This window comes from Stenotrophomonas sp. GbtcB23 (assembly GCF_019091045.1).
GTDB lineage: Bacteria > Pseudomonadota > Gammaproteobacteria > Xanthomonadales > Xanthomonadaceae > Stenotrophomonas > Stenotrophomonas rhizophila_A.
Map to the genome: position 1 here is coordinate 1 of NZ_JAGXKC010000028.1, position 18,632 is coordinate 18,632.

Below are 18,632 nucleotides of genomic sequence, written 5' to 3' on the forward strand. Positions count from 1 at the left end.
GTCGAGTTTGGCAAGCGTGACGGAATTCCACTGTTGGCATGGCCGCTTCGCACCCGCAGCGTGGAAGGATTGCGCGCGATGCTCGTCAATGGAGCTGATCCGAATGCGCGACAAGTGCAGGAGATCGACGGCAAACCCTTCAGGTTCAACAACGCCATGATATATGCCGTCCGGTTGGAGGATCCCGCTTTTCTGCAGCTGCTTCTGAAGCATGGCGGCGACCCCAACACGCGGAGCAGTGGCGGGGAATCGCTGCTGTTCCAGGCGTTCATCAACGGCAACCAATGGAAGAACGTCCAACAGTTGGTGGAAGCGGGCGCGAAGGTCAACGAGAACAACCTGGGCAAGGCTGATACGGTGTTGAGCTGGTATACCGCCCGCGGTGGTTTCGACGCGGCGTACTGGCTGCTGGAGCACGGCGCGGACCCGACCCTTTCTGCACCTGCTGCGTCGGGATCAAGCAGTCCCGCGCGCCAGATGATGGTGGAAGACATCTATTGGGAAATCACCACGCCCGATCTTCTGCCGTGGCAGAAGAAATGTCAGCAATGGCTGATCGCGCGCAACATCCCGCGTCCGCCGATGCCTGAGCACATTCGCAAGAAGCGGGAGGCGTTTGGCTTCCCGACCAGGGAAGAGGATATTCCGCTGCTCTGAGCAGCCGGGCAGGGCCCGGCTCTACGGCGAGCGGTGCGGCAACCGCCTACTGCAGGAGCGCGCTGTCTAGCGGGAGGTGCATGCGCACGCGTGCTGCCACGCAGTCGATGCGGAAGCGGCGCGCGCGAACCGGCTCGCCGTCCAGGTTGAGGGTCATCGGCTCGTCGGCGTCTATTTCCACCCACGGCGCGCGGGTGCGCTCGGCCACCTGCTCCAGCGCGCCCTGCTTGCCGCCACGGATCAATGCGCCCAGCGTCGAGGCGACTTCGCCACTCAGCTCCGGGATCACGGTGAGATCGAGCAGGCCGTCATTGACCAGCGCTTCGGGGCACAGCACCTGGCCACCGCCGGCCTGGCGGCCGTTGCCGATGCCGAGCGCAATGAACCCGCCCTCCCAGTTGAAGTCCGGGGTGCGCAGCCGGGCCTGGATGGGTTCGATCCGGCCCAGCCGGGAGATACCCGTCACCAGGTAGGCCAGCCCGCCGAGCACCTTCTTCAGGCCCTCGTCGGTCTCCACCGTCACTTCGGTGCCGAAGCCGCCGCTGGCCACGTTGGCGCACCACCACAGGTCACCGTCGGCGTCGATGCGCAGCAGGTCCAGCGGGCACGCCGGCTGGGCCAGGATCATCTGCAGCGCCTGGATCGGCTCCTCGGGAATGCCGGCGGCCGTCGCGAAATCATTGGCGGTACCCAGCGGCACCAGCCCCAGGGTCGGCAGCGCGTCCGCCGCCTCATCGCGGTGGGCCAGGGTTTCCGCCACTTCGCTCAGGGTGCCGTCGCCACCGGCGGCGATGATGGTATCCACGCCGTGCTCGATGGCTTCGGCCACGTAACGCTCGGCGTCACCGTCTTCCCAGGTGACCCGGGCCTCGATCGTCACCCCCTGCTCGCGAAGCGCATGCACCGCCTCACGCAGCTCGACGTTGCCCGTGGACTTGCCATTGAGGATCAGACGCCAGCGAGGACCACGCATACCGCACTTCCATGGGAGGGGGAGGCGCAGGCTATCAGCCCGGTGGCTCAGGGGCAGTGAACGTCATCAAACGGTCACTGATTGCCCGGAGAATGGAAGTCCATAGCAGGGACGATGGATGGAGGCAGGATCAGCCTCCCGCTATTCCCAGGGCCGCATTCGCAAGGGTGCGGTCTTTTTTTTGGGGCCGGGGGCAGACCGAGCGCATCCCATCTATATGCTCGACCAGGCCTTGCGGAATGGCGGACCACATGGGGTCCAGTACGAAGTCGACGCCTTCGCGCCTCGCCAACTTCGCCGCGGGTACGAAATCAGCGTCACCGGCCATCAGAACGATCTGCCGAACCTGCCGCTTCAGGGCGAGGAAAGAGATGTCGATGCCTATTCGCATGTCGACCCCCTTCTGCCTTATCACTGGATGGACATCTTCGGCCGCAAGATCGGCAAAACGACGACGCCCCTTCAGAAGATCATCAAGTACGCCCGGACTGGCAGACCACGCATTGAAGTCGGTCAAGTGGCCGAGTCGCAGAAAAAAGCCCCCGTTTCGGCCGTCCCGCGATCAGTAGGGGGGCGTACTTGGAGGGCTGGATGGATCGATTCTGTTACGGGAACATCTGCGTGACAAGGCATTTGTGCCTATCGGCTACAGCTAGAACATTGATAGCCCCGATGATGGCCTTCGCCGCATATGCGTTCAATCTCCGCCGGCGAATGCCTTCAGGGCTTCTCCCTCGAGGCGGTACACCGTCCACTCGCTCTGTGGCTTGGCGCCGGCCGCCTCATAGAACCGGATCGCCGGTTCGTTCCAGTCCAGCACCGACCACTCGAAGCGGCCGCAGCCTTCGGCCACTGCGATGCGGGCGATGTGCTGCAACAGGGCCTTGCCGGCGCCACTCCCGCGACTGGCCGGGCTCACGTACAGGTCTTCCAGGTAAATGCCGTTGCGGCCCAGCCAGGTAGAGTAGTTGTAGAAATACACCGCGTAGCCGATCGCCTCGCCACCGGTTTCGCAGATCAGCGCGCGCGCCTTGGCGCCCTCGCCGAACAGGCTGGCGACGATGCCCGCCTCGTCGGTCTGCACCGACGATTCGGCCTTTTCGTAGATCGCCAGCTCGCGGATGAAGCGCAGGATCAGCGCGGCATCGGCAGCGGTGGCCTCGCGGATCTGCAGCGCCGGCGCACCCATGCTCAGCCCCGTGCCTTGGCTACGTTGTGGCGCATCTGGTCGATCACGTCCTTGTAGCTGATCGGCGCGTTGAAGATCGCCGAGCCGGCCACGAACGCGTCGGCGCCGGCCGCGGCAATCGCGCCGATGTTGTCGGCCTTCACCCCGCCGTCGATCTCCAGGCGCACGTCGCGACCGCTGGCATCGATCTTCTGGCGGACCACGCGCAGCTTGTCCAGCGCAGAGGGAATGAAGGCCTGGCCGCCGAAACCGGGGTTGACCGACATCAGCAGCACCAGGTCCAGGTCGTCCAGCACCCAGTCCAGGATGTCCACCGGGGTGCCCGGGTTGAGCACCAGGCCCGGCTTGCAGCCCAGCGAGCGGATCAGCTGGATGGTGCGGTGCACGTGGCGGCTGGCCTCGGGGTGGAAGCTGATATAGGTCGCGCCGGCCTCGGCGAAGTCCGGAATGATGCGGTCCACCGGTTCCACCATCAGGTGCACGTCGATCGGGGCGGTCACGCCATGCTTGCGCAGCGCCTGGCAGACCATCGGGCCGATGGTCAGGTTCGGCACGTAATGGTTGTCCATCACGTCGAAATGCACCCAGTCGGCACCGGCGGCGAGCACGTTGTCCACCTCTTCGCCGAGGCGGGCGAAGTTGGCGGACAGGATGGAGGGGGCAATGATGCAGTTGGACATGGCCGGGGCCTTCAGGACGTAGAGAGGGGGCCGCGCGCGCTCAGCGCTTGCGCAGGGTCTTGATGCGGTCGTAGGCGGCGTTGAGCTGGCGCGACTTGCGCTCGGCCTGCTGGCGCAGCTCGGGGGCGGCGCCGACGACCTTGTCGGGGTGGTACTGGGACATCAGCCGCCGGTAGGCCAGGTCGATCTCGGCATCGGTGGCCTCGGAGGTCAGCCCCAGCTCCCGGTACGGGTTCTCCCTGTTCAGCCGGAACCAGTCGGCATCGAAGGCATGGCCGATCAGCAGGCCGACCACGGCACCAAACAGCGGATTGGGCCTGAAAAGCAGGGCGCCGGCGATGAATCCAAGCAGTTTTCCGTACCAGCGCATGGTCGTCGGGGCGGCCGGGGCAACAAAGGAACCTCATTTTACGTCACAGCGGCCCCAACCCGCTTTACACTAGGCCGCCCGCTGTCCCTGCGGGCCCTCCGGGTGCCCTGGACAGCCGTCTCGACGAAGCCCCAGGAGTGCCCGTGCCGACCACGTTGTTGCAATCCGATCTCCCCGGCCTGCCCTTGCGCCATCGCGGCAAGGTGCGTGATGTTTTCGACATTCCGCGCGAACGGCTGCCCGCCGGCACGCCGCCGGGGGACTACCTGCTGATGGTCGCGACCGACCGTCTGTCGGCCTTCGACGTGGTGCTTCCCGATCCGATTCCCGGCAAGGGCGAAATGCTCTGCCAGGTCTCCAACTTCTGGTTCGCCAAGACCGCGCACCTGATGCCCAACCACCTCACCGGCATCGACGTGGCCAGTGTGCTGCCCGAGGGCGTGGACCCGGCGCTGTACGCCAAGCGGGCGGTGGTGACCCGCAAGCTCAAGCCGGTACCGGTGGAAGCCATCGCCCGCGGCTACCTCATCGGCAGCGGCTGGAAGGACTACCAGCGCACCGGCAAGGTCAGCGGCATTGAACTGCCCGATGGCCTGCGCCAGGCCGAGCAGCTGCCCGAGCCGATCTTCACCCCCTCGACCAAGGCCGCCGTGGGCGACCATGACGAGAACATCGATTTCGATGCGATGGTCAAGGCGGTCGGCGCGGACCTGGCCGAGCGCGTGCGCGATGCCACCCTGCGCATCTACAAGTTCGCCGCCGATTACGCCCGCGAGCACGGCATCATCCTGGCCGACACCAAGTTCGAGTTCGGTACCGATGCCGATGGCCGCCTGTACATCATGGACGAGATGCTGACGCCGGATTCCTCGCGTTACTGGCCGGCCGACGAGTACGAAGTGGGCACCAGCCCGCCGAGCTACGACAAGCAGTTCGTCCGCGATTACCTGGAGACGCTGGACTGGGGCAAGACCGCCCCGGGCCCGAGCATCCCGGCGGACATCATCGAACGCACCCGCGCCAAGTACGCCGAGGCGCTGCAGCGGCTGGCCGGTATTTCGGTGGATTGATGCCGCCGGTAGAGTCCGGCTTGGGCGGTAGAGCCGACTGTTAGTCGGCTGCGGCGGTAGAGCCGACTGTTAGTCGGCTGCGGTGGAGCAGCGGACTGACAGTCCGCTCTACCCGCTCCGCTCTACCCGCTCCGCTCTACCCGCCCCGCCCTACCCGTCCGCTGTCGGGAGTATTCTGTGGTCACTCCGGAGGCTCAATGTCCACGACGACCCAGCTTGTGCGGCCCATCGACCGCTATTTCGCCAGCTATTCAGACGATCACCGCAATACGCTGAACCAGCGCATCCATGTGGTGGCGGTGCCGGCGATCCTGTGGTCGGTCATTGCCCTGCTCTGGTGCCTGCCGCCGCTGATCACCTGGTTCCAGTACGGGGTCTGGGCCGGCCTGGCGATGTTTACCGCGTGGTGCTTCTACAACCGGCTGTCGCGCCGGTTGGGCCTGGGCATGCTCGCCTTCTTCTTTGTATGCGGCTGCACCTGCCGGCTGCTGGAAGCCGAGATCGGGCTCGCCAACCTGGCCTGGCTGGGGCTGGGCGTGTTCGTGGTGGCCTGGGTCGCGCAGTTCATCGGCCACAAGTTCGAGGGGCGCAAGCCCAGCTTCCTGACCGACCTGACCTATCTGCTGATCGGGCCGGCCTGGGTGATGGCCAAGGCGTACCGGAAGTTCGACCTGGCGTATTGACCGGCCCAACCTGAACGAAATGGATGCTCACTCCTGCTGCACGGCAGCGGGTCCAGCATGGCGGTGGACGCGATCCGGGGAGGGTGGTTCGTTCATCTGCGCGGTGGCTGACGCGCGGGCGGAGGCCCTGTCGTTGCTGGGCTGAACGGTAGCGAGATCACTCATGGCGCAAAGTGCCGGCAACGTTTCCATACGGCGCTGAACAACCCCGAATGGACCACCCTGCCGACAGCAAAAGATGAATCACGCACGTTGCCTACAGTTGGTGGCGTAATCGGGTATATCGGCGACAAATCCCCGCCTGTTAGACTGAAAGGCCTGCTCGTGAATCCCGCATTCCCTGCATGAATCCCAGCCTTCTCCTGCTGCTCGCCCTGCCCTTCCTGCTGGCGGTGGCGGTCATTGTGTTCCGCCACAGTTCCCGTGCCACGGCCGCCTGGCTGGCCGCGGCCGCCCCTGTGGGCGGGCTGGCGCTGCTCGCGACGATGACCCCCGCGATCCTTGATGGCGGGGTGGTGCGCAGTTTCGGGGACTGGCTGCCGCAGATCGGGCTGGCCTTCTCGGTGCGGCTGGATGGGCTGGCCTGGATGTTCGCCGGCATGGTGCTGGCCATCGGCGCGCTGGTGGTGATGTACGCGCACTACTACCTGAGCGCCAAGGACAACGCGCACCGCTTCTACTGCTACCTGCTGCTGTTCATGGGCGCCATGCTGGGCATGGTGCTGTCCGGCAACCTGTTGTTGCTGATGGTGTTCTGGGAAATGACCAGCATCAGCTCGTTCCTGCTGATCGGCTTCTGGTCGCACCGCCAGGATGCCCGCGAGGGCGCGCGGATGGCGCTGGTGGTCACCGGCGGCGGCGGCCTGGCCCTGCTCGGTGGCGTGCTGCTGATCGGCCGCATCGTCGGCAGCTTTGAACTGGATGCGGTGCTGGCCGCCGGCGATGTGATCCGCGCCAGTCCGCTGTACCCGTGGGCCCTGTTCCTGGTGCTGGCGGGCATCTTCACCAAGAGCGCGCAGTTCCCGTTCCACTTCTGGCTGCCACATGCAATGGCCGCGCCGACCCCGGTGTCGGCCTACCTGCATTCGGCCACCATGGTGAAGGCCGGCGTGTTCCTGCTGGCCCGGCTGCACCCGGCGCTGGCCGGTACCGACCTGTTCTTCTATACGGTCAGCGGGATCGGCGCGCTGACCCTGCTGATCGGCGCCTGGAACGCGATCTTCCAGCACGACCTGAAAGGGCTGCTGGCCTATTCGACGATCTCGCACCTGGGCCTGATCACCCTGCTGTTCGGCCTGTCCACGCCGATGGCGGTGGTGGCCGGCGTGTTCCACATCCTCAACCACGCCACCTTCAAAGCCTCGCTGTTCATGGCCGCCGGCATCATCGACCATGAAACCGGCACGCGCGACATGCGCAAGCTCGGTGGCCTGCGCCGGTTGATGCCGTTCACCAGCGCGCTGGCGATCATCGCCTCGCTGGCCATGGCCGGCATTCCGCTGCTCAACGGCTTCCTGTCCAAGGAAATGCTGTTCGCCGAGGCCATCACCGCGCAGGGACCGGAACCCATGCGCATCGCCGTGTCGATCGCCGCGCTGCTGGCCGGCGTGCTGGGCGTGGCCTACAGCCTGCGCTTCGTGCATGACACCTTCTTCGGCGAAGGCCCGCATGACCTGGACCGGGTGCCGCACGAGCCGCCGCGCTTCATGAAGGTGCCGGTGGAGGTCCTGGTGGTGCTGTGCGTGGCGGTCGGCGTGGCCCCGGCGATCACCGTGGCCCCGATCCTGCACGCGGCAGCTTCCTCGATCCTGGGCCCGGCCATGCCGGCCTACAGCCTGTCGGTCTGGCACGGCTTCAACATGCCGCTGATGATGAGCATCGCCGGTGTGCTGGGCGGCATCGCCCTGTACTTCGGCCTGCGCCGGCTGATCAACCTGCATGCGGTGGTCAGCCATGCCATCGGGCGCAACCTGTTCCACAAGCAGCTGGACCTGGTGTTCGGCTTCGCCCACCGGCTCACCCAGGGCCTGGCCAACGGCAGCCTGCAGCGCATGCTGATGGCGCTGGTGGTGGTGGCGATCATCGTGGCCGCCGCCCCGTACGTGGCCAATCCGGTGTCGCCCAACTGGCCTTCGCCGCAGCCCATTCCGTTGCTGGGCTGGGCGCTGTGGGCGGTGATGATGGCCTGCGCGCTGGGCGCGCTGTTCGTCTATCGGCAGCGCCTGCTGGCAGTGCTGGTCGCCGGTGGCGTGGGCCTGATGGTATCGCTGACCTTCGTGTTCCTGTCCGCGCCGGACCTGGCGTTGACCCAGCTGCTGGTGGAGATGGTGACGCTGGTGCTGATGCTGCTGGGCATGAACTACCTGCCGGCGCAGTCGCCGCCGGAGAAGTCGCGCTGGCGCAAGCGCCGCGATGCACTGATCGCGGTGATCGGTGGCGGCGGCCTGGCCGCCATGGCCTACAGCGCGATGACCCTGCCGCCCAACACCATGGCCGGCGAACTGCTGGCGCGTGCGCTGCCCGAAGCGTACGGCGAGAACGTGGTCAACGTGATCCTGGTGGACTTCCGTGGCTTCGATACTTTCGGTGAGATCACCGTTTTCGGCATCGCCGCACTGGTGGTGCACGCCATGCTGCGGCGTTCGCGGATGGCGCCGGAGCAGATCATGCCGGGCCCGCCGATCAAGCTGCCGGTACCGGCCGACCTGGCCCAGGTGATGTTCCCGCTGACGCTGACGGTATCGATCTTCCTGTTCCTGCGCGGCCACAACGCGCCCGGCGGCGGTTTCATCGCCGGCCTGGTGCTGGCGGTGCCGCTGCTGATCCAGTACGTCATCCAGGGCACCACCTCGGTGGAATCGCGCTTCGGCTTCGATTACATCCGTTGCATCGGCGCAGGCCTGCTCATCGCCATCGTCAGCGGCTGTGCCTCGATGCTGTTCGGCGTGCCGTTCCTGACAAGCGGGCACCTGGACCTGGAGCTGCGGCTGATCGGCACGGTGCCGTTGGCCAGCGCGGTCGGCTTCGATACCGGCGTGTACCTGGTGGTGTTCGGCGGGGCGATGCTGATCCTGTCGATGATGGGCACGGTGAAACCGTCGCGCACCCGCAACTCGCGCAAGGGCGAGATCGATCCCAACAACCGTTCGGCACGCACCGGGGAGACCCACTGATGGAACTGGCCCTGGCAAGCGCGATCGGCGTACTGGCTGCGATCGGCATCTACCTGCTGCTGCGCGCGCGCAGCTTCGACGTCATCCTCGGCATGACCTTCCTGTCCTACGCGACCAACCTGCTGATCTTCTCCGGCGGCCGCCTGGTCACCGGCAAGGCGCCGGTGCTGAAGGAGGGCGTGGACAGCACGCTGGGCAACTACACCGATCCGCTGCCGCAGGCACTGGTGCTGACCGCGATCGTCATCGCCTTTGCGATGACCGCCGTGAGCATCGTGCTGGCCATGCGCAGCCGCAGCGACAACCACAGCGATCACGTCGACGCGCACGAGGATGAGGCTGCAGAGCTGGCCGATACCGCGCCCGGCCGGGAGGGTGGCCCGTGAACCATGCGGTGATCCTGCCCATCCTGATTCCACTGTTCGGTGCGGCCTGTTCGCTGTTCGTCGAACACCGCCGCTACGGCCCCAAGGTGCAGCGCACGGTGGCCTGGACCACGCTGGCCGCGCTGGCGGCGTCGGTGGCCCTGCTGTTCGCGGAGACCGCCGATGGGACCATCGCGGTGTACCTGCTGGGCGACTGGCCCTCGCGGCTGGGCATCGCGCTGGTGGCCGACCGCCTGTCCAGCTGGATGCTGCTGACCACGCTGCTGCTGGCCGTCCCGTGCCTGCTGCACGCCTGCTCGGGCTGGGACCGGCGCGCACCGCATTTCCATGCGCTGTTCCAGTTCCAGCTGGTGGGCCTCAACGGTGCCTTCCTCACCGGCGACATCTTCAACCTGTTCGTGTTCTTCGAGGTGATGCTGATCGCCTCCTACGGCCTGCTGCTCAGTGGCGGACGCGGGCTGCGCATGCGCATCGGCCTGCACTACGTGGTGTTCAACGTCACCGCGTCCACCCTGTTCCTGATCGCACTGGGGCTGCTGTACGCCTCCCTGGGCTCGCTCAACATGGCCGAGTTGTCCCAGCGCATCGCCGAGGTGCCGCCCACCCACCTGACCCTGGTGAAGGCAACGCTCGGCCTGCTGCTGCTGGTGTTCTGCAGCAAGGCCGCACTGATGCCGCTGTACCTGTGGCTGCCCGAAGCCTACGCACGCGCACCGGCAGCGGTGGCGGCGCTGTTTGCCATCATGACCAAGGTCGGCCTGTACGCGATGCTGCGGGTAAGCTCGCTGTGGTTCGGCGAAGACGCAGGCGCCATGGCCGGCTATGGCTCCCAGTGGCTGTTCTGGGCCGGCGTGGCCACGCTGATCCTGGGTGGGCTGGGCGTGCTTGCCGCCGCCCGCCTGCGCGTGCTGATCTCCTACCTGGTGGTGGTCTCCGCAGCCACGCTGTTCATCGCCTTCTCCGTCCGCACCCCGGAAGTACTGTCGGCCGGGCTGTACTACCTGCCGCACAGTACGTTCGTGGCTGCCGCCCTGTTCCTCATTGCCGACCTGATCCGCCGCCGCCGCGGTGGCGCCAGTGATCGCAAGGAAATCATCGCGCCGATGCCCGGCAAGGAAACCCCGGCGGTGCTGTTCCTGATCGCCGCGGTGTCGGTGGCCGGCCTGCCGCCGCTGTCCGGCTTCCTGGCCAAGGCGGCGCTGCTGGCCGGCATGCCGCCGGCGTACACCGGCGTGGTGTGGGCGGCGGTGCTGGGCAGCAGCCTGATGGTGATCGTGGGCATCACCCGCGGCGGCATCCGCCTGTTCTGGCGGGTGCCGGTGCTGGAGGAGGGCGTACCCCCGCCGCGCAAGGCGCCCACCCGCACCGTGGAGCTGTTCGCCGCCGCGCTGCTGCTCTGCTACGGCATCGGCATGAGCGTGTTCGCCAACCCGTTGATGCAGTACACCGACGCCATGGCCGCCCAGCTGCTCACGCCGCAGGATTACGTGGGCGGACTGCGTGCGACCACGCCGGAGATCCGCCAGCCATGAGCCGCCGCCCGTTCCTTCGCCGCCTGTTCCCCTCGACCTCGCTGAGCGTGATGGTCACCGGCTTCTGGGTGCTGATGTCCGACAGCTTCACCCTGGGCCAGATCCTGCTCGGCATGCTGCTGGGCGTGGTGGTGCCGCTGTTCGCCGCGCGGCTGGACCGCGAGTTCGCGCGCATCGGCTCGCTGCGACCGTTGCCCAAGCTGATCTGCGTGACGCTGTGGGACATCCTGGTCTCCAACATCCGCGTGGCGGTGCAGGTACTGGGCCCGGAGCGCCGCATCCACCCGGGCTTCATCTGGCTGCCGCTGGACATCGCCAACATCCACGGCATCGCCGCACTCACCAGCATGATCACCCTGACGCCGGGTACGGTGTCGGCCGCGTTGTCCGATGATCGCCGCTACCTGCTGGTGCATGTGCTGCACCTGGACGATCCCGACGAACTGATCCGGCAGATCAAGCACCGTTACGAAGCCCCGCTGATGGAGATTTTCCCATGACCGGTTTCACCTTCATCCAGACCACCATGGCCGTGTGCATGCACGTAGTCGGGCTGGCCATGCTGCTGGCCACCTGGCGCCTGCTGCGCGGGCCGACCGTGCCCGACCGGATCCTGGCGCTGGACACGCTGTCGGTGACCGCCATCGCCGAGCTGATGCTGTTCGGCATGTACCTCAATTCGGCGGTGTATTTCGAAGCGGCGCTGGTGATCGCGATGCTGGGCTTTGGCAGCACCGTGGTGCTCAGCAAGTTCGTGCTGCGCCGGGACATCGTCGAATGATCACCTTCATCCAGGTCGCGCTGTCGCTGTTGCTGCTGTTTGGCTGCTTCTTCATCCTGGTCGGCGCGCTGGGTCTGGTGAAGCTGTCCACGTTCTTCAAGCGCCTGCATGCACCGACCAAGGCAAGCACCTTGGGCGTTGGCTGCGTGCTGGCCGGTTCGGTGCTGTACCACATCTTCCTGGGTGAGGACCCGCAGCCGCGCGAGCTGCTGATCACCGTGTTCCTGTTCATCACCGCACCGATCAGCGCGCACATGATGGCCAAGGCGGCGCTGTCGCTGATGATGGAAAAGCGGCCGAGCCTGCCCGGGCACGAGACCGCGAAGGAAGAGCAGTTGCCGCCGCCGTTGCCGCGCAACGTGACAGAGGGGCGCGATGACGACGAACGCGTCGCCACGCGCACGGATCCTGGCGCGCCCCCGGAGTCGTAGGGGCACGCCATGCGTGTCCTTACCCGATCAGCGCAAGCTCCAGCGCGATCCACGCCACGAACGCCACCAGCAGGATCCCGCCCTCGCGCCGGCTGATGGTCAGGTCGCCCTTGAGCATCGGGTACAGCACCAGCACGAAGGCGATCGCGGCCGGCAACTCCAGCTTCACGAACGATTCGGGCAGCGCCAGCGGGCGCAGCGCGGCCATGCCGCCGACCACGACCAGCAGGTTGAACAGGCTGGAGCCGATCACGTGGCCCAGCACCATGTCACCCTGGCCACGGCGCGCGGCGATGATCGCGGCAGCGACTTCCGGCAGCGCGGTACCGATGGCCACCGGCAACAGGCCCACCAGCAGCGGCGACCAGCCCAGGCTGGCGCCCATCACCGGCGCGGCACCCACGACCCAGCGCGCGCCGTAGTAGAGGCACACGGCGGCGAACACCACCCGCAGCACATTGAGGAACAGGCCGGTGCGGGTCATCGCATAGCCGGCAATCGCTTCGCGTACCGGCTCGGATTCGCGCCGACCGTACCGCAGCACGAAGGCCAGCAGCCCAACGAAGCCCAGCAGCAGCAAGCCGCCTTCCCAGCGCGCGATCACCCCGTCCAACCCGAATACGATCAGCGCCAGGCTGGCTACCGCCAGCAGCACCAGCAACGGCGAGAGCAGGCGTGCCCGCACCAGCAGCGGCGCGGCAAGTGCCGCCAGCGCCAAGGTCAGGCCCACGTTGACGATGTTGCTGCCCACCGCATTGCCCAGCGCCAGCTCCTCGGCGCCGACCACGAACGCGCGGGCGTTGACCACCAGCTCGGGCAGGGAGGTACCGAAGGTCACCAGCAGCAACCCCGCCACGAAAGGAGAAGCACCGAAGCGCTGGGCCAGCCCGGAGGCGGCCTTGACGATGGAGTCGCCCCCGAGTGCAAGCAGCAGCAGGCCCAACAGGAACCAGGCAGTGGCAGCGATCATCAGTGGATCCCCAGGTGGCGTGGCCCGATTCTAGGGCCAGTCATGGCGCGGCGTACAACCCGGCCCGTGCCGTGGCTCAGGAGCAGCCTTCCACGTAATCCACCTGCGGGGTCTTGCCGACCCGCCAGGCGGTGACGTTGCCATCGCCGTTGATCTCGAAGTTGACGATCGCCCCGCCCTCGGCGGCCGGGCGCACGCGCAGGTTGTGGCCCTTCTCGTCGTACTTGTGCGGGGTCAGGTCGCCGCGATCGGGGTACAGCGTCTGCAGCTGGCCCAGCGACATGCCGACCTTGCCACCGCCCGGCGCCACGATGCGGTCGTTGCGCACGTCGTAACGCACCAGCCGCTTGCCCTCGATCATCAGGACCACGTCATCGGCCTGGCTGCCCTGCGGGCGCAGCGCGTGGCAATAGTCATCGGGAACGTCACCCTGCAAGGGCTCCTTCCAGGCGGTGCGGACCTCGTCCAGGCTGGCACCCAGGGTCAACGGGCCATACCCATCCAGGCGCGCAGGACCCTGCGCCGCAGCATCTGCGGCGGGTGCAGTGGCCGTGGTTGCGGGTGCCGCAGGTGCCGTCGCGTCTGCGGCCGGCTCCACCACCGCTGCGTCGGCGTCGGCCGACGGGGGCTCTGGATGGCGGTCGCAGCCCGCCAATGCGATTGCGATACCGAGTGCCAACACGCTTGCCAGCTGCTTCATATGCACGCCCTCCTGTCAGTGGCTCGCAGGCTAGCGTGGAGCGCGTGCAGCCGGTGCATGCATATCGTGCTTGTCATCACAGTTACACCTGCGGCGTTCAGGCTCGGCCTGCACCGCTTCGACCCACGCCCATGCAACCGCGCAAGACCGACCTCGCCCGTGACGCCCTGCAGGCCCACCGCGCGCCCCTGGACATGCGCCAGCGGCGCCTGCTGATCCTGTGCGATGGCCAGCGCGACCTGTCCCAGCTCACCGCGATGATCGGCCCGGAAGCATCGGCCATGGTGATCCAGCTGATCCAGGCAGGCTACCTGATGTCCTCAGCGCCGCCCGAGCCCATGCCAGCGCCGGTGCCGGTTGCACCGACCGCTGCGGGCCCGGCCCCGGCCAGTGCTGCGCCCGCCACCGAGCGCCGCCGCTCGCTGGTGGCCGCGCGCATCTACCTGCTGGGCATTCTCGAACTGCAGCGGCACCCACAGGCCGCCGCGTTGTTGCACACCCTGCAGCAGGCGCGCAGCGACGAGCAGGTGGTGGCCGCGCTGGGCAGTGCCCTCGACGCGCTGCCCGGGCTGACCTCCGCAGGCTATTGCGAGCGCGTACGCCAGCGCCTGTTCGAGGTGCTGCCGGAGACACATCTGGCACAGCTTGAGCAGGCCGGCGCGGTCGCCGGCTGATCGCCGCGGTCGCGTGCGTGGTTACGCCTGGAAGTTCTTCTTCAGGCCCTGCCAGCAGTGCTGATAGCCACGCTGGCGGTGCGCCGCGTCCATGGCCTGCGCGGTGGGGCGAATCACGCCACGGGTTTCGAACATGAAGGCCATGGTGTCCTTGATCACGTCGGGCCGGCTCAGGTCGGCAGCGGACGCCTTCTCGAACGTGGCAGCATCCGGGCCGTGGCCGCTCATGCTGTTATGCAGGGAGGCGCCACCGGGCACGAAACCTTCGGCCTTCGCGTCGTAGGCGCCGTGGATCAGCCCCATGAACTCGCTGGCGATGTTGCGATGGAACCACGGCGGCCGGAAGGTGTCCTGGGCCACCAGCCAGCGCGGCGGGAAGATCGCGAAATCCATGTTGCTGGTGCCCGGGGTGTCGCTGGGCGAATGCAGCACCAGGAAGATCGACGGGTCCGGGTGGTCGTGGCTGATCGAGCCGATGGTGTTGAAGCGGCGCAGGTCGTAGCGGTAAGGCGCGTAGTTGCCGTGCCAGGCCACCACGTCCAGCGGTGAGTGATCGATGTCCGCACGCCACAGCTGGCCCTGGAACTTGGCGATCAACTCGAAAGCGCCCTCGACGTCTTCGTACGCCGCGTGCGGCGTTTCGAAATCGCGCGGGTTGGCCAGTCCGTTCGACCCGATCGGGCCGAGGTCCGGCAGTTTCAGCAGCGCACCGAAGTTTTCGCAGACGTAACCGCGCGCCTGCCCATCCGGCAGTTCCACGCGGAAGCGCACCCCGCGCGGGATCACCGCGATCTGCTGCGGTTCGATCTCGATCACGCCCAGCTCGGTCAGCAATCGCAGGCGTCCCAGTTCCGGCACGATCAGCAGTTCGCCGTCGGCGTCGTAGAAGTAGCGCCCCTGCATGTCCGCAGTGGCGGCATACAGGTGGATGCCGACGCCGCCATGCGCGTCGGGCGAACCATTGCCGCCCATGGTGTACAGGCCGTCGACGAAGTCGGTCGGCGCGGTGGGCAGCGGCAGCGGATCCCAGCGCAGCTGGTTGGGCGACACCGCCCCCTGCGCGAAATCGCCGTGCAGGCGCGGCTGCGCATAGGGCTGGAAGTCCCCATGCGTGACCGCCGGGCGGATCCGGTACACCCAGCTGCGCCGGTTGCTGCCGCGCGGCGCGGTGAACGCCGTGCCCGACAGCTGTTCGGCGTACAGGCCATGCGCCACCCGCTGCGGCGAGTTGCGGCCCACCGGCAGCGCGCCGGGAACCGCTTCACTGGCGAATTCGTTGCCGAAACCGGTCTGGTAGCCGCGCGATTCGAGGGAGGTGGGCATGGTCGGAGGTCCGTTTTCGTGGATTACAGCACGCCGCGCTTGATCTGGTCGCGCTCGATGCTTTCGAAGAGCGCGGTGAAGTTGCCTTCGCCAAACCCTTCATTGCCCTTGCGCTGGATGATCTCGAAGAAGATCGGGCCGATGCAGTTGGTGGTGAAGATCTGCAGCAGTTTGCGCTGCTTGGTCTCCGGATCCGCATCGATCAGGATCTTGTTCTTCGCCAGCCGCGCCACGTCTTCACCATGGCCGGGCACGCGCATGTCGATGACCTCGAAATACGTTTCCGGCGTATCCAGGAACGCCACGCCCTGCGCACGCATCGCCTCGACGGTGTCGTAGATGTTTTCGGTGAAGCAGGCGATGTGCTGGATGCCCTCACCCTTGTAGGCGTCCAGGTATTCGTTGATCTGGCTCTTCGGGTCGGACGATTCATTGAGCGGAATGCGCACGATGCCATCCGGTGCGGTCATCGCCTTGGACACCAGGCCGGTCTTGAGGCCCTTGATGTCGAAGTAGCGGATCTCGCGGAAGTTGAACAGGCGCTCGTAGTAGTCCGACCACTGCTGCATGTTGCCGAAGTACAGGTTGTGGGTCAGGTGGTCGATGAAGGTCAGGCCGAAACCGACCGGGTTCTGGTCCACGCCGTCGATCGGTGCGTAGTCGGTATCGAACATGCTGCCGGCGGCGCCATAACGGTCCACCAGGTACAGCATGCAGTCGCCGATGCCCTTGATGACCGGGGCCGGCACCGCCTTGGTGTCCGGCTTGAAGTCGATCGCTTCGGCACCGTTGCCGAGCGCCATCTGGAACACCTCATCGCCCGGCTTCTGGAAGCGGATGGCGAAGCCACAGGCGCACGGGCCGTGCTTCTCGGCGAAGTCCGAGGCGAACGAATCGGGCTCTTCGTTGACCAGGAAGTTCACTCCGCCCTGGCGGTACACGGTGATGGCGCGCTGCTTGTGGCGCAGCACGGCAGTGAAGCCCATCTTGCGGAAGTATTCGTGGAGCTCGGCGCCACGACCGGCCGGCGCGGCGAATTCAACGAATTCGAACCCGTCGATGCCCATCGGGTTCTCGAAGGTGGTGACCTGCATGCCCGGGTTGGGGGCGTGCGACGCGGTTGCGGGCTGGCTGCTCATGACGTGGCTCCAAAGCGGCCCACCCCCGGAAAAAAACCAGGTGCGGGCGGAAGGCAGACCCGCGAGAATGCGGAGTCCGGAAAGAAGGTTATAGTTTCACATGAAACCACCATCAAGGTGCACCGCAGCATGAGCCCACCCGATCCCAGCAGCCAGACCATCCGTGCCACGCACGCCCTGCTCGACCTGGAGCAGTTCCTGCCGTACCGGCTGAGCGTTTTGTCCAACCGGGTCAGCGGCAACATCGCCAAGCTGTATGGGGATCGTTACGGCTTGGCGATTCCCGAATGGCGGGTGATCACCATCCTGGCGCTGTACCCGGGCTCATCGGCGAGCGAGGTCTCCGACCGCACCGCGATGGACAAGGTGGCGGTCAGCCGGGCCGTGGCCAGACTGCTCGAACGCGGCTTCATCAAGCGTGAAACCCACGGTGATGACCGCCGTCGTTCGGTGCTGGCGCTGTCGGCGGCCGGGTTCGAGGTCTACGAGACCATCGCCCCGCTGGTGATCGAGATCACCCGCAAGCTGATGTCGGTGCTGAGCGAAGACGAGGAGCAGATGCTGGAGAAGCTGATCCTGCGCTTGGCCGGCGAAGGCCTGCAGCGGATGGATGAGGGCTGACGGATGCGCGTACCGACCAACGGTCGGTACCTACCGAGGGCTTGCCGACGGCGGTCATGCCGTTCGGTAGGTGACGACCGTTGGTCGTCCACGCCGTCAGCTGAGGTGCTTGCGCCTCGCGTGTACCCAGGGGGCGGCCAACGCGCCGATGGCGCCGGCGGCCAGGCCCAGTGATGCCGCCACCGCAGCGGCTTCCAGCGCGCCCGGAAGGGCCAACGCGGCGATCACCAGCAGCGCGGCCGGCAGCGCGATGAAGGTGGCCAGGAAATAGCGCCAGCGCGGCGCCCAGGTCCCGACCTGGAGCAGGCTGACCGGCATCCAGGTTTCGCCGGAGGCATCTTCGGCGATCCTGGCGACCACCTTGGGCAGGTCCACTTCCACCGGGCCCTTGCCGGTGCGCGCGGTGGCCAGCGCGCGCGCCACCTCGTCGACCGACGGATACGACGTCGGCCACGCCACCGGCGCAGCGACCCCATAGGCGGTCAGCAGCGGCACGCTCAACCACGGCGCCAGCAGCGGCCGCAGCTTGCGCCGGTCCAGCACGCACCAGACCTGGGCGATGCCATTGGCCACCACGCTGTACAGGGCCAACTGGCCCGGCTCCGGGTACGGCAGCACATGTACCCGCGCCGCCATGCTGGTGTAGCCCATATCCCGCAGGAAGCCGGGCCGGGTCCGGCCCTCGTGCGCCCAGGCCAGGCCCAGCGGCGCGACCAGGTAGGCCTCCGCCGGATCCTTCACGCCTGCCGTGGCGCGGTCGTCGCTGGCCAGGAAGAACGCCAGCGATTTCGGTTCGGCCACATCGGCCTGGCCCCAGCGGCCGCTGTCGCCCAGCACGTGTTTGAGCGGCAGCCGCGCGGGCGCGGTTTCGGCCTTGGTGGCGTTGTGCAGGTAAGGCAGCACCGAGAGCACGAAGCTCTGCAGGTCCACCCCGCGCGTGCCGGTGCCCTGCCATTCGCTGGGCAGCAGGCCCACCAGCGCCGGGTTGCGGGCCAGCTGGTCGAGCTGGGTCTTCTGTTCGACCAGCTTCTGCACTGCCGCCTTGAGCAGCACGTTGTCGGGAACCGACACCTGCGGCAGGCGGTACAGGGTGGCGGCAACGTCCGGGATGTCGGTTTCGCCAGCATGGGCCAACGCGTCGTCCAGCAGCACCTCCGCTGGCGGCAGGCTCACGCCGGTCGGTGCGTCTACGGTGCTATCGGAAGTTCCAGGCTGCATGCGCTTCGATCCATGAGGTCCTTGGAAATAGCGGCAGGAGACCGGGCAACTGTAGAGCGGCC

At 66.9% G+C, this 18,632-nt stretch carries 20 protein-coding genes and 1 pseudogene; 11 read left to right on the forward strand and 10 right to left on the reverse strand.

What is annotated here, in order from left to right; all coding sequences use genetic code 11:
• On the forward strand, positions 1-657 hold a 657-nt coding region (locus KVS69_RS12460; protein ID WP_217538297.1), incomplete at its 5' end, for an ankyrin repeat domain-containing protein.
• A 46-nt stretch (positions 658-703) separates the two neighbouring features.
• Here the strand turns inward: KVS69_RS12460 and yegS are convergent.
• From yegS to KVS69_RS12485, 5 genes and pseudogenes are all read right to left on the reverse strand, one after another.
• Positions 704-1,630: a lipid kinase YegS gene (gene yegS, locus KVS69_RS12465; protein ID WP_093534934.1), complete on the reverse strand. Its 927-nt coding sequence runs from the start codon at positions 1,628-1,630 to the stop codon at positions 704-706.
• A 130-nt stretch (positions 1,631-1,760) separates the two neighbouring features.
• A pseudogene (locus KVS69_RS12470) lies at positions 1,761-2,048 on the reverse strand (NYN domain-containing protein); the annotation flags it as partial.
• Positions 2,049-2,327: 279 nt separating this feature from the next.
• Positions 2,328-2,819, reverse strand: coding sequence for a GNAT family N-acetyltransferase (locus KVS69_RS12475; RefSeq protein ID WP_217538299.1), 492 nt, complete (start codon positions 2,817-2,819; stop codon positions 2,328-2,330).
• A 2-nt stretch (positions 2,820-2,821) separates the two neighbouring features.
• Positions 2,822-3,499 carry a ribulose-phosphate 3-epimerase gene (gene rpe / locus KVS69_RS12480; protein ID WP_068854293.1) on the reverse strand — a complete coding sequence of 226 codons (678 nt, stop codon included), beginning with the start codon at positions 3,497-3,499 and terminating at the stop codon, positions 2,822-2,824.
• Positions 3,500-3,539: 40 nt separating this feature from the next.
• Positions 3,540-3,869, reverse strand: coding sequence for a DnaJ domain-containing protein (locus KVS69_RS12485; protein WP_095363151.1), 330 nt, complete (start codon positions 3,867-3,869; stop codon positions 3,540-3,542).
• 143 nt (positions 3,870-4,012) lie between these two features.
• Between KVS69_RS12485 and KVS69_RS12490 the strand changes: the two genes are divergently transcribed.
• The 8 genes from KVS69_RS12490 to KVS69_RS12525 all read left to right on the forward strand — a co-directional run bounded on the left by KVS69_RS12490 (position 4,013) and on the right by KVS69_RS12525 (position 11,925).
• A complete protein-coding gene (locus KVS69_RS12490; RefSeq protein WP_217538301.1) occupies positions 4,013-4,939 on the forward strand; it encodes a phosphoribosylaminoimidazolesuccinocarboxamide synthase in 927 nt (308 codons plus the stop codon).
• Between the two features lie 197 nt (positions 4,940-5,136).
• Positions 5,137-5,622 carry an Mpo1-like protein gene (locus tag KVS69_RS12495; RefSeq protein ID WP_095363152.1) on the forward strand — a complete coding sequence of 162 codons (486 nt, stop codon included), beginning with the start codon at positions 5,137-5,139 and terminating at the stop codon, positions 5,620-5,622.
• Positions 5,623-5,966: 344 nt separating this feature from the next.
• Positions 5,967-8,795, forward strand: a complete 2,829-nt coding sequence (locus KVS69_RS12500) for a monovalent cation/H+ antiporter subunit A (protein WP_217538303.1) — start codon at positions 5,967-5,969, stop codon at positions 8,793-8,795.
• Positions 8,795-9,181 carry a Na+/H+ antiporter subunit C gene (locus tag KVS69_RS12505; RefSeq protein WP_068854297.1) on the forward strand — a complete coding sequence of 129 codons (387 nt, stop codon included), beginning with the start codon at positions 8,795-8,797 and terminating at the stop codon, positions 9,179-9,181. The genes KVS69_RS12500 and KVS69_RS12505 overlap by 1 nt, the downstream gene beginning before the upstream one ends.
• Positions 9,178-10,713, forward strand: coding sequence for a monovalent cation/H+ antiporter subunit D (locus tag KVS69_RS12510; protein WP_217538305.1), 1,536 nt, complete (start codon positions 9,178-9,180; stop codon positions 10,711-10,713). Before KVS69_RS12505 ends, KVS69_RS12510 begins: the two co-directional genes overlap by 4 nt.
• Positions 10,710-11,213, forward strand: coding sequence for a Na+/H+ antiporter subunit E (locus KVS69_RS12515; protein WP_068854299.1), 504 nt, complete (start codon positions 10,710-10,712; stop codon positions 11,211-11,213). The genes KVS69_RS12510 and KVS69_RS12515 overlap by 4 nt, the downstream gene beginning before the upstream one ends.
• Positions 11,210-11,494: a K+/H+ antiporter subunit F gene (locus KVS69_RS12520; RefSeq protein ID WP_068854300.1), complete on the forward strand. Its 285-nt coding sequence runs from the start codon at positions 11,210-11,212 to the stop codon at positions 11,492-11,494. The genes KVS69_RS12515 and KVS69_RS12520 overlap by 4 nt, the downstream gene beginning before the upstream one ends.
• Positions 11,491-11,925 carry a Na+/H+ antiporter subunit G gene (locus KVS69_RS12525; protein WP_210131225.1) on the forward strand — a complete coding sequence of 145 codons (435 nt, stop codon included), beginning with the start codon at positions 11,491-11,493 and terminating at the stop codon, positions 11,923-11,925. Before KVS69_RS12520 ends, KVS69_RS12525 begins: the two co-directional genes overlap by 4 nt.
• A 19-nt stretch (positions 11,926-11,944) precedes the next feature.
• Here the strand turns inward: KVS69_RS12525 and KVS69_RS12530 are convergent, their stop codons facing one another.
• Together KVS69_RS12530 and KVS69_RS12535 are read right to left on the reverse strand one after the other, a co-directional pair.
• Entirely contained in the window at positions 11,945-12,895 is a 951-nt protein-coding gene (locus KVS69_RS12530) for a sodium:calcium antiporter (RefSeq protein WP_217538307.1), read from the reverse strand.
• 76 nt (positions 12,896-12,971) lie between these two features.
• The gene (locus KVS69_RS12535; RefSeq protein WP_217538309.1) at positions 12,972-13,595 is read right to left on the reverse strand and encodes a hypothetical protein; all 624 of its coding nucleotides are present in this window, start codon (positions 13,593-13,595) and stop codon (positions 12,972-12,974) included.
• Positions 13,596-13,726: 131 nt separating this feature from the next.
• On the opposite strand from KVS69_RS12535, the gene KVS69_RS12540 reads away from it, so the two are divergent.
• Entirely contained in the window at positions 13,727-14,269 is a 543-nt protein-coding gene (locus KVS69_RS12540) for a hypothetical protein (protein ID WP_217538311.1), read from the forward strand.
• 21 nt (positions 14,270-14,290) lie between these two features.
• Here KVS69_RS12540 and hmgA read toward each other — a convergent pair whose 3' ends face one another.
• Together hmgA and hppD are read right to left on the reverse strand one after the other, a co-directional pair.
• Positions 14,291-15,592, reverse strand: coding sequence for a homogentisate 1,2-dioxygenase (gene hmgA, locus KVS69_RS12545; RefSeq protein WP_217538313.1), 1,302 nt, complete (start codon positions 15,590-15,592; stop codon positions 14,291-14,293).
• Positions 15,593-15,615: 23 nt separating this feature from the next.
• A complete protein-coding gene (gene hppD / locus KVS69_RS12550; protein WP_176472606.1) occupies positions 15,616-16,731 on the reverse strand; it encodes a 4-hydroxyphenylpyruvate dioxygenase in 1,116 nt (371 codons plus the stop codon).
• A 129-nt stretch (positions 16,732-16,860) separates the two neighbouring features.
• On the opposite strand from hppD, the gene KVS69_RS12555 reads away from it, so the two are divergent.
• Positions 16,861-17,352 carry a MarR family winged helix-turn-helix transcriptional regulator gene (locus KVS69_RS12555; RefSeq protein ID WP_068854306.1) on the forward strand — a complete coding sequence of 164 codons (492 nt, stop codon included), beginning with the start codon at positions 16,861-16,863 and terminating at the stop codon, positions 17,350-17,352.
• Between the two features lie 96 nt (positions 17,353-17,448).
• Here the strand turns inward: KVS69_RS12555 and KVS69_RS12560 are convergent, their stop codons facing one another.
• A complete protein-coding gene (locus tag KVS69_RS12560) occupies positions 17,449-18,570 on the reverse strand; it encodes a hypothetical protein (protein WP_217538315.1) in 1,122 nt (373 codons plus the stop codon).
• Positions 18,571-18,632: the final 62 nt, after the last annotated feature.

Coding starts and splice junctions, on each gene's coding strand:
- yegS (WP_093534934.1), bottom strand. CDS start 1,630: ATGCGTGGTCCTCGCTGGCGTCTGATCCTCAATGGCAAGTCCACGGGC.
- KVS69_RS12475 (WP_217538299.1), bottom strand. CDS start 2,819: ATGGGTGCGCCGGCGCTGCAGATCCGCGAGGCCACCGCTGCCGATGCC.
- rpe (WP_068854293.1), bottom strand. CDS start 3,499: ATGTCCAACTGCATCATTGCCCCCTCCATCCTGTCCGCCAACTTCGCC.
- KVS69_RS12485 (WP_095363151.1), bottom strand. CDS start 3,869: ATGCGCTGGTACGGAAAACTGCTTGGATTCATCGCCGGCGCCCTGCTT.
- KVS69_RS12495 (WP_095363152.1), top strand. CDS start 5,137: ATGTCCACGACGACCCAGCTTGTGCGGCCCATCGACCGCTATTTCGCC.
- KVS69_RS12500 (WP_217538303.1), top strand. CDS start 5,967: ATGAATCCCAGCCTTCTCCTGCTGCTCGCCCTGCCCTTCCTGCTGGCG.
- KVS69_RS12505 (WP_068854297.1), top strand. CDS start 8,795: ATGGAACTGGCCCTGGCAAGCGCGATCGGCGTACTGGCTGCGATCGGC.
- KVS69_RS12515 (WP_068854299.1), top strand. CDS start 10,710: ATGAGCCGCCGCCCGTTCCTTCGCCGCCTGTTCCCCTCGACCTCGCTG.
- KVS69_RS12520 (WP_068854300.1), top strand. CDS start 11,210: ATGACCGGTTTCACCTTCATCCAGACCACCATGGCCGTGTGCATGCAC.
- KVS69_RS12525 (WP_210131225.1), top strand. CDS start 11,491: ATGATCACCTTCATCCAGGTCGCGCTGTCGCTGTTGCTGCTGTTTGGC.
- KVS69_RS12530 (WP_217538307.1), bottom strand. CDS start 12,895: ATGATCGCTGCCACTGCCTGGTTCCTGTTGGGCCTGCTGCTGCTTGCA.
- KVS69_RS12535 (WP_217538309.1), bottom strand. CDS start 13,595: ATGAAGCAGCTGGCAAGCGTGTTGGCACTCGGTATCGCAATCGCATTG.
- KVS69_RS12540 (WP_217538311.1), top strand. CDS start 13,727: ATGCAACCGCGCAAGACCGACCTCGCCCGTGACGCCCTGCAGGCCCAC.
- hmgA (WP_217538313.1), bottom strand. CDS start 15,592: ATGCCCACCTCCCTCGAATCGCGCGGCTACCAGACCGGTTTCGGCAAC.
- hppD (WP_176472606.1), bottom strand. CDS start 16,731: ATGAGCAGCCAGCCCGCAACCGCGTCGCACGCCCCCAACCCGGGCATG.
- KVS69_RS12555 (WP_068854306.1), top strand. CDS start 16,861: ATGAGCCCACCCGATCCCAGCAGCCAGACCATCCGTGCCACGCACGCC.
- KVS69_RS12560 (WP_217538315.1), bottom strand. CDS start 18,570: ATGCAGCCTGGAACTTCCGATAGCACCGTAGACGCACCGACCGGCGTG.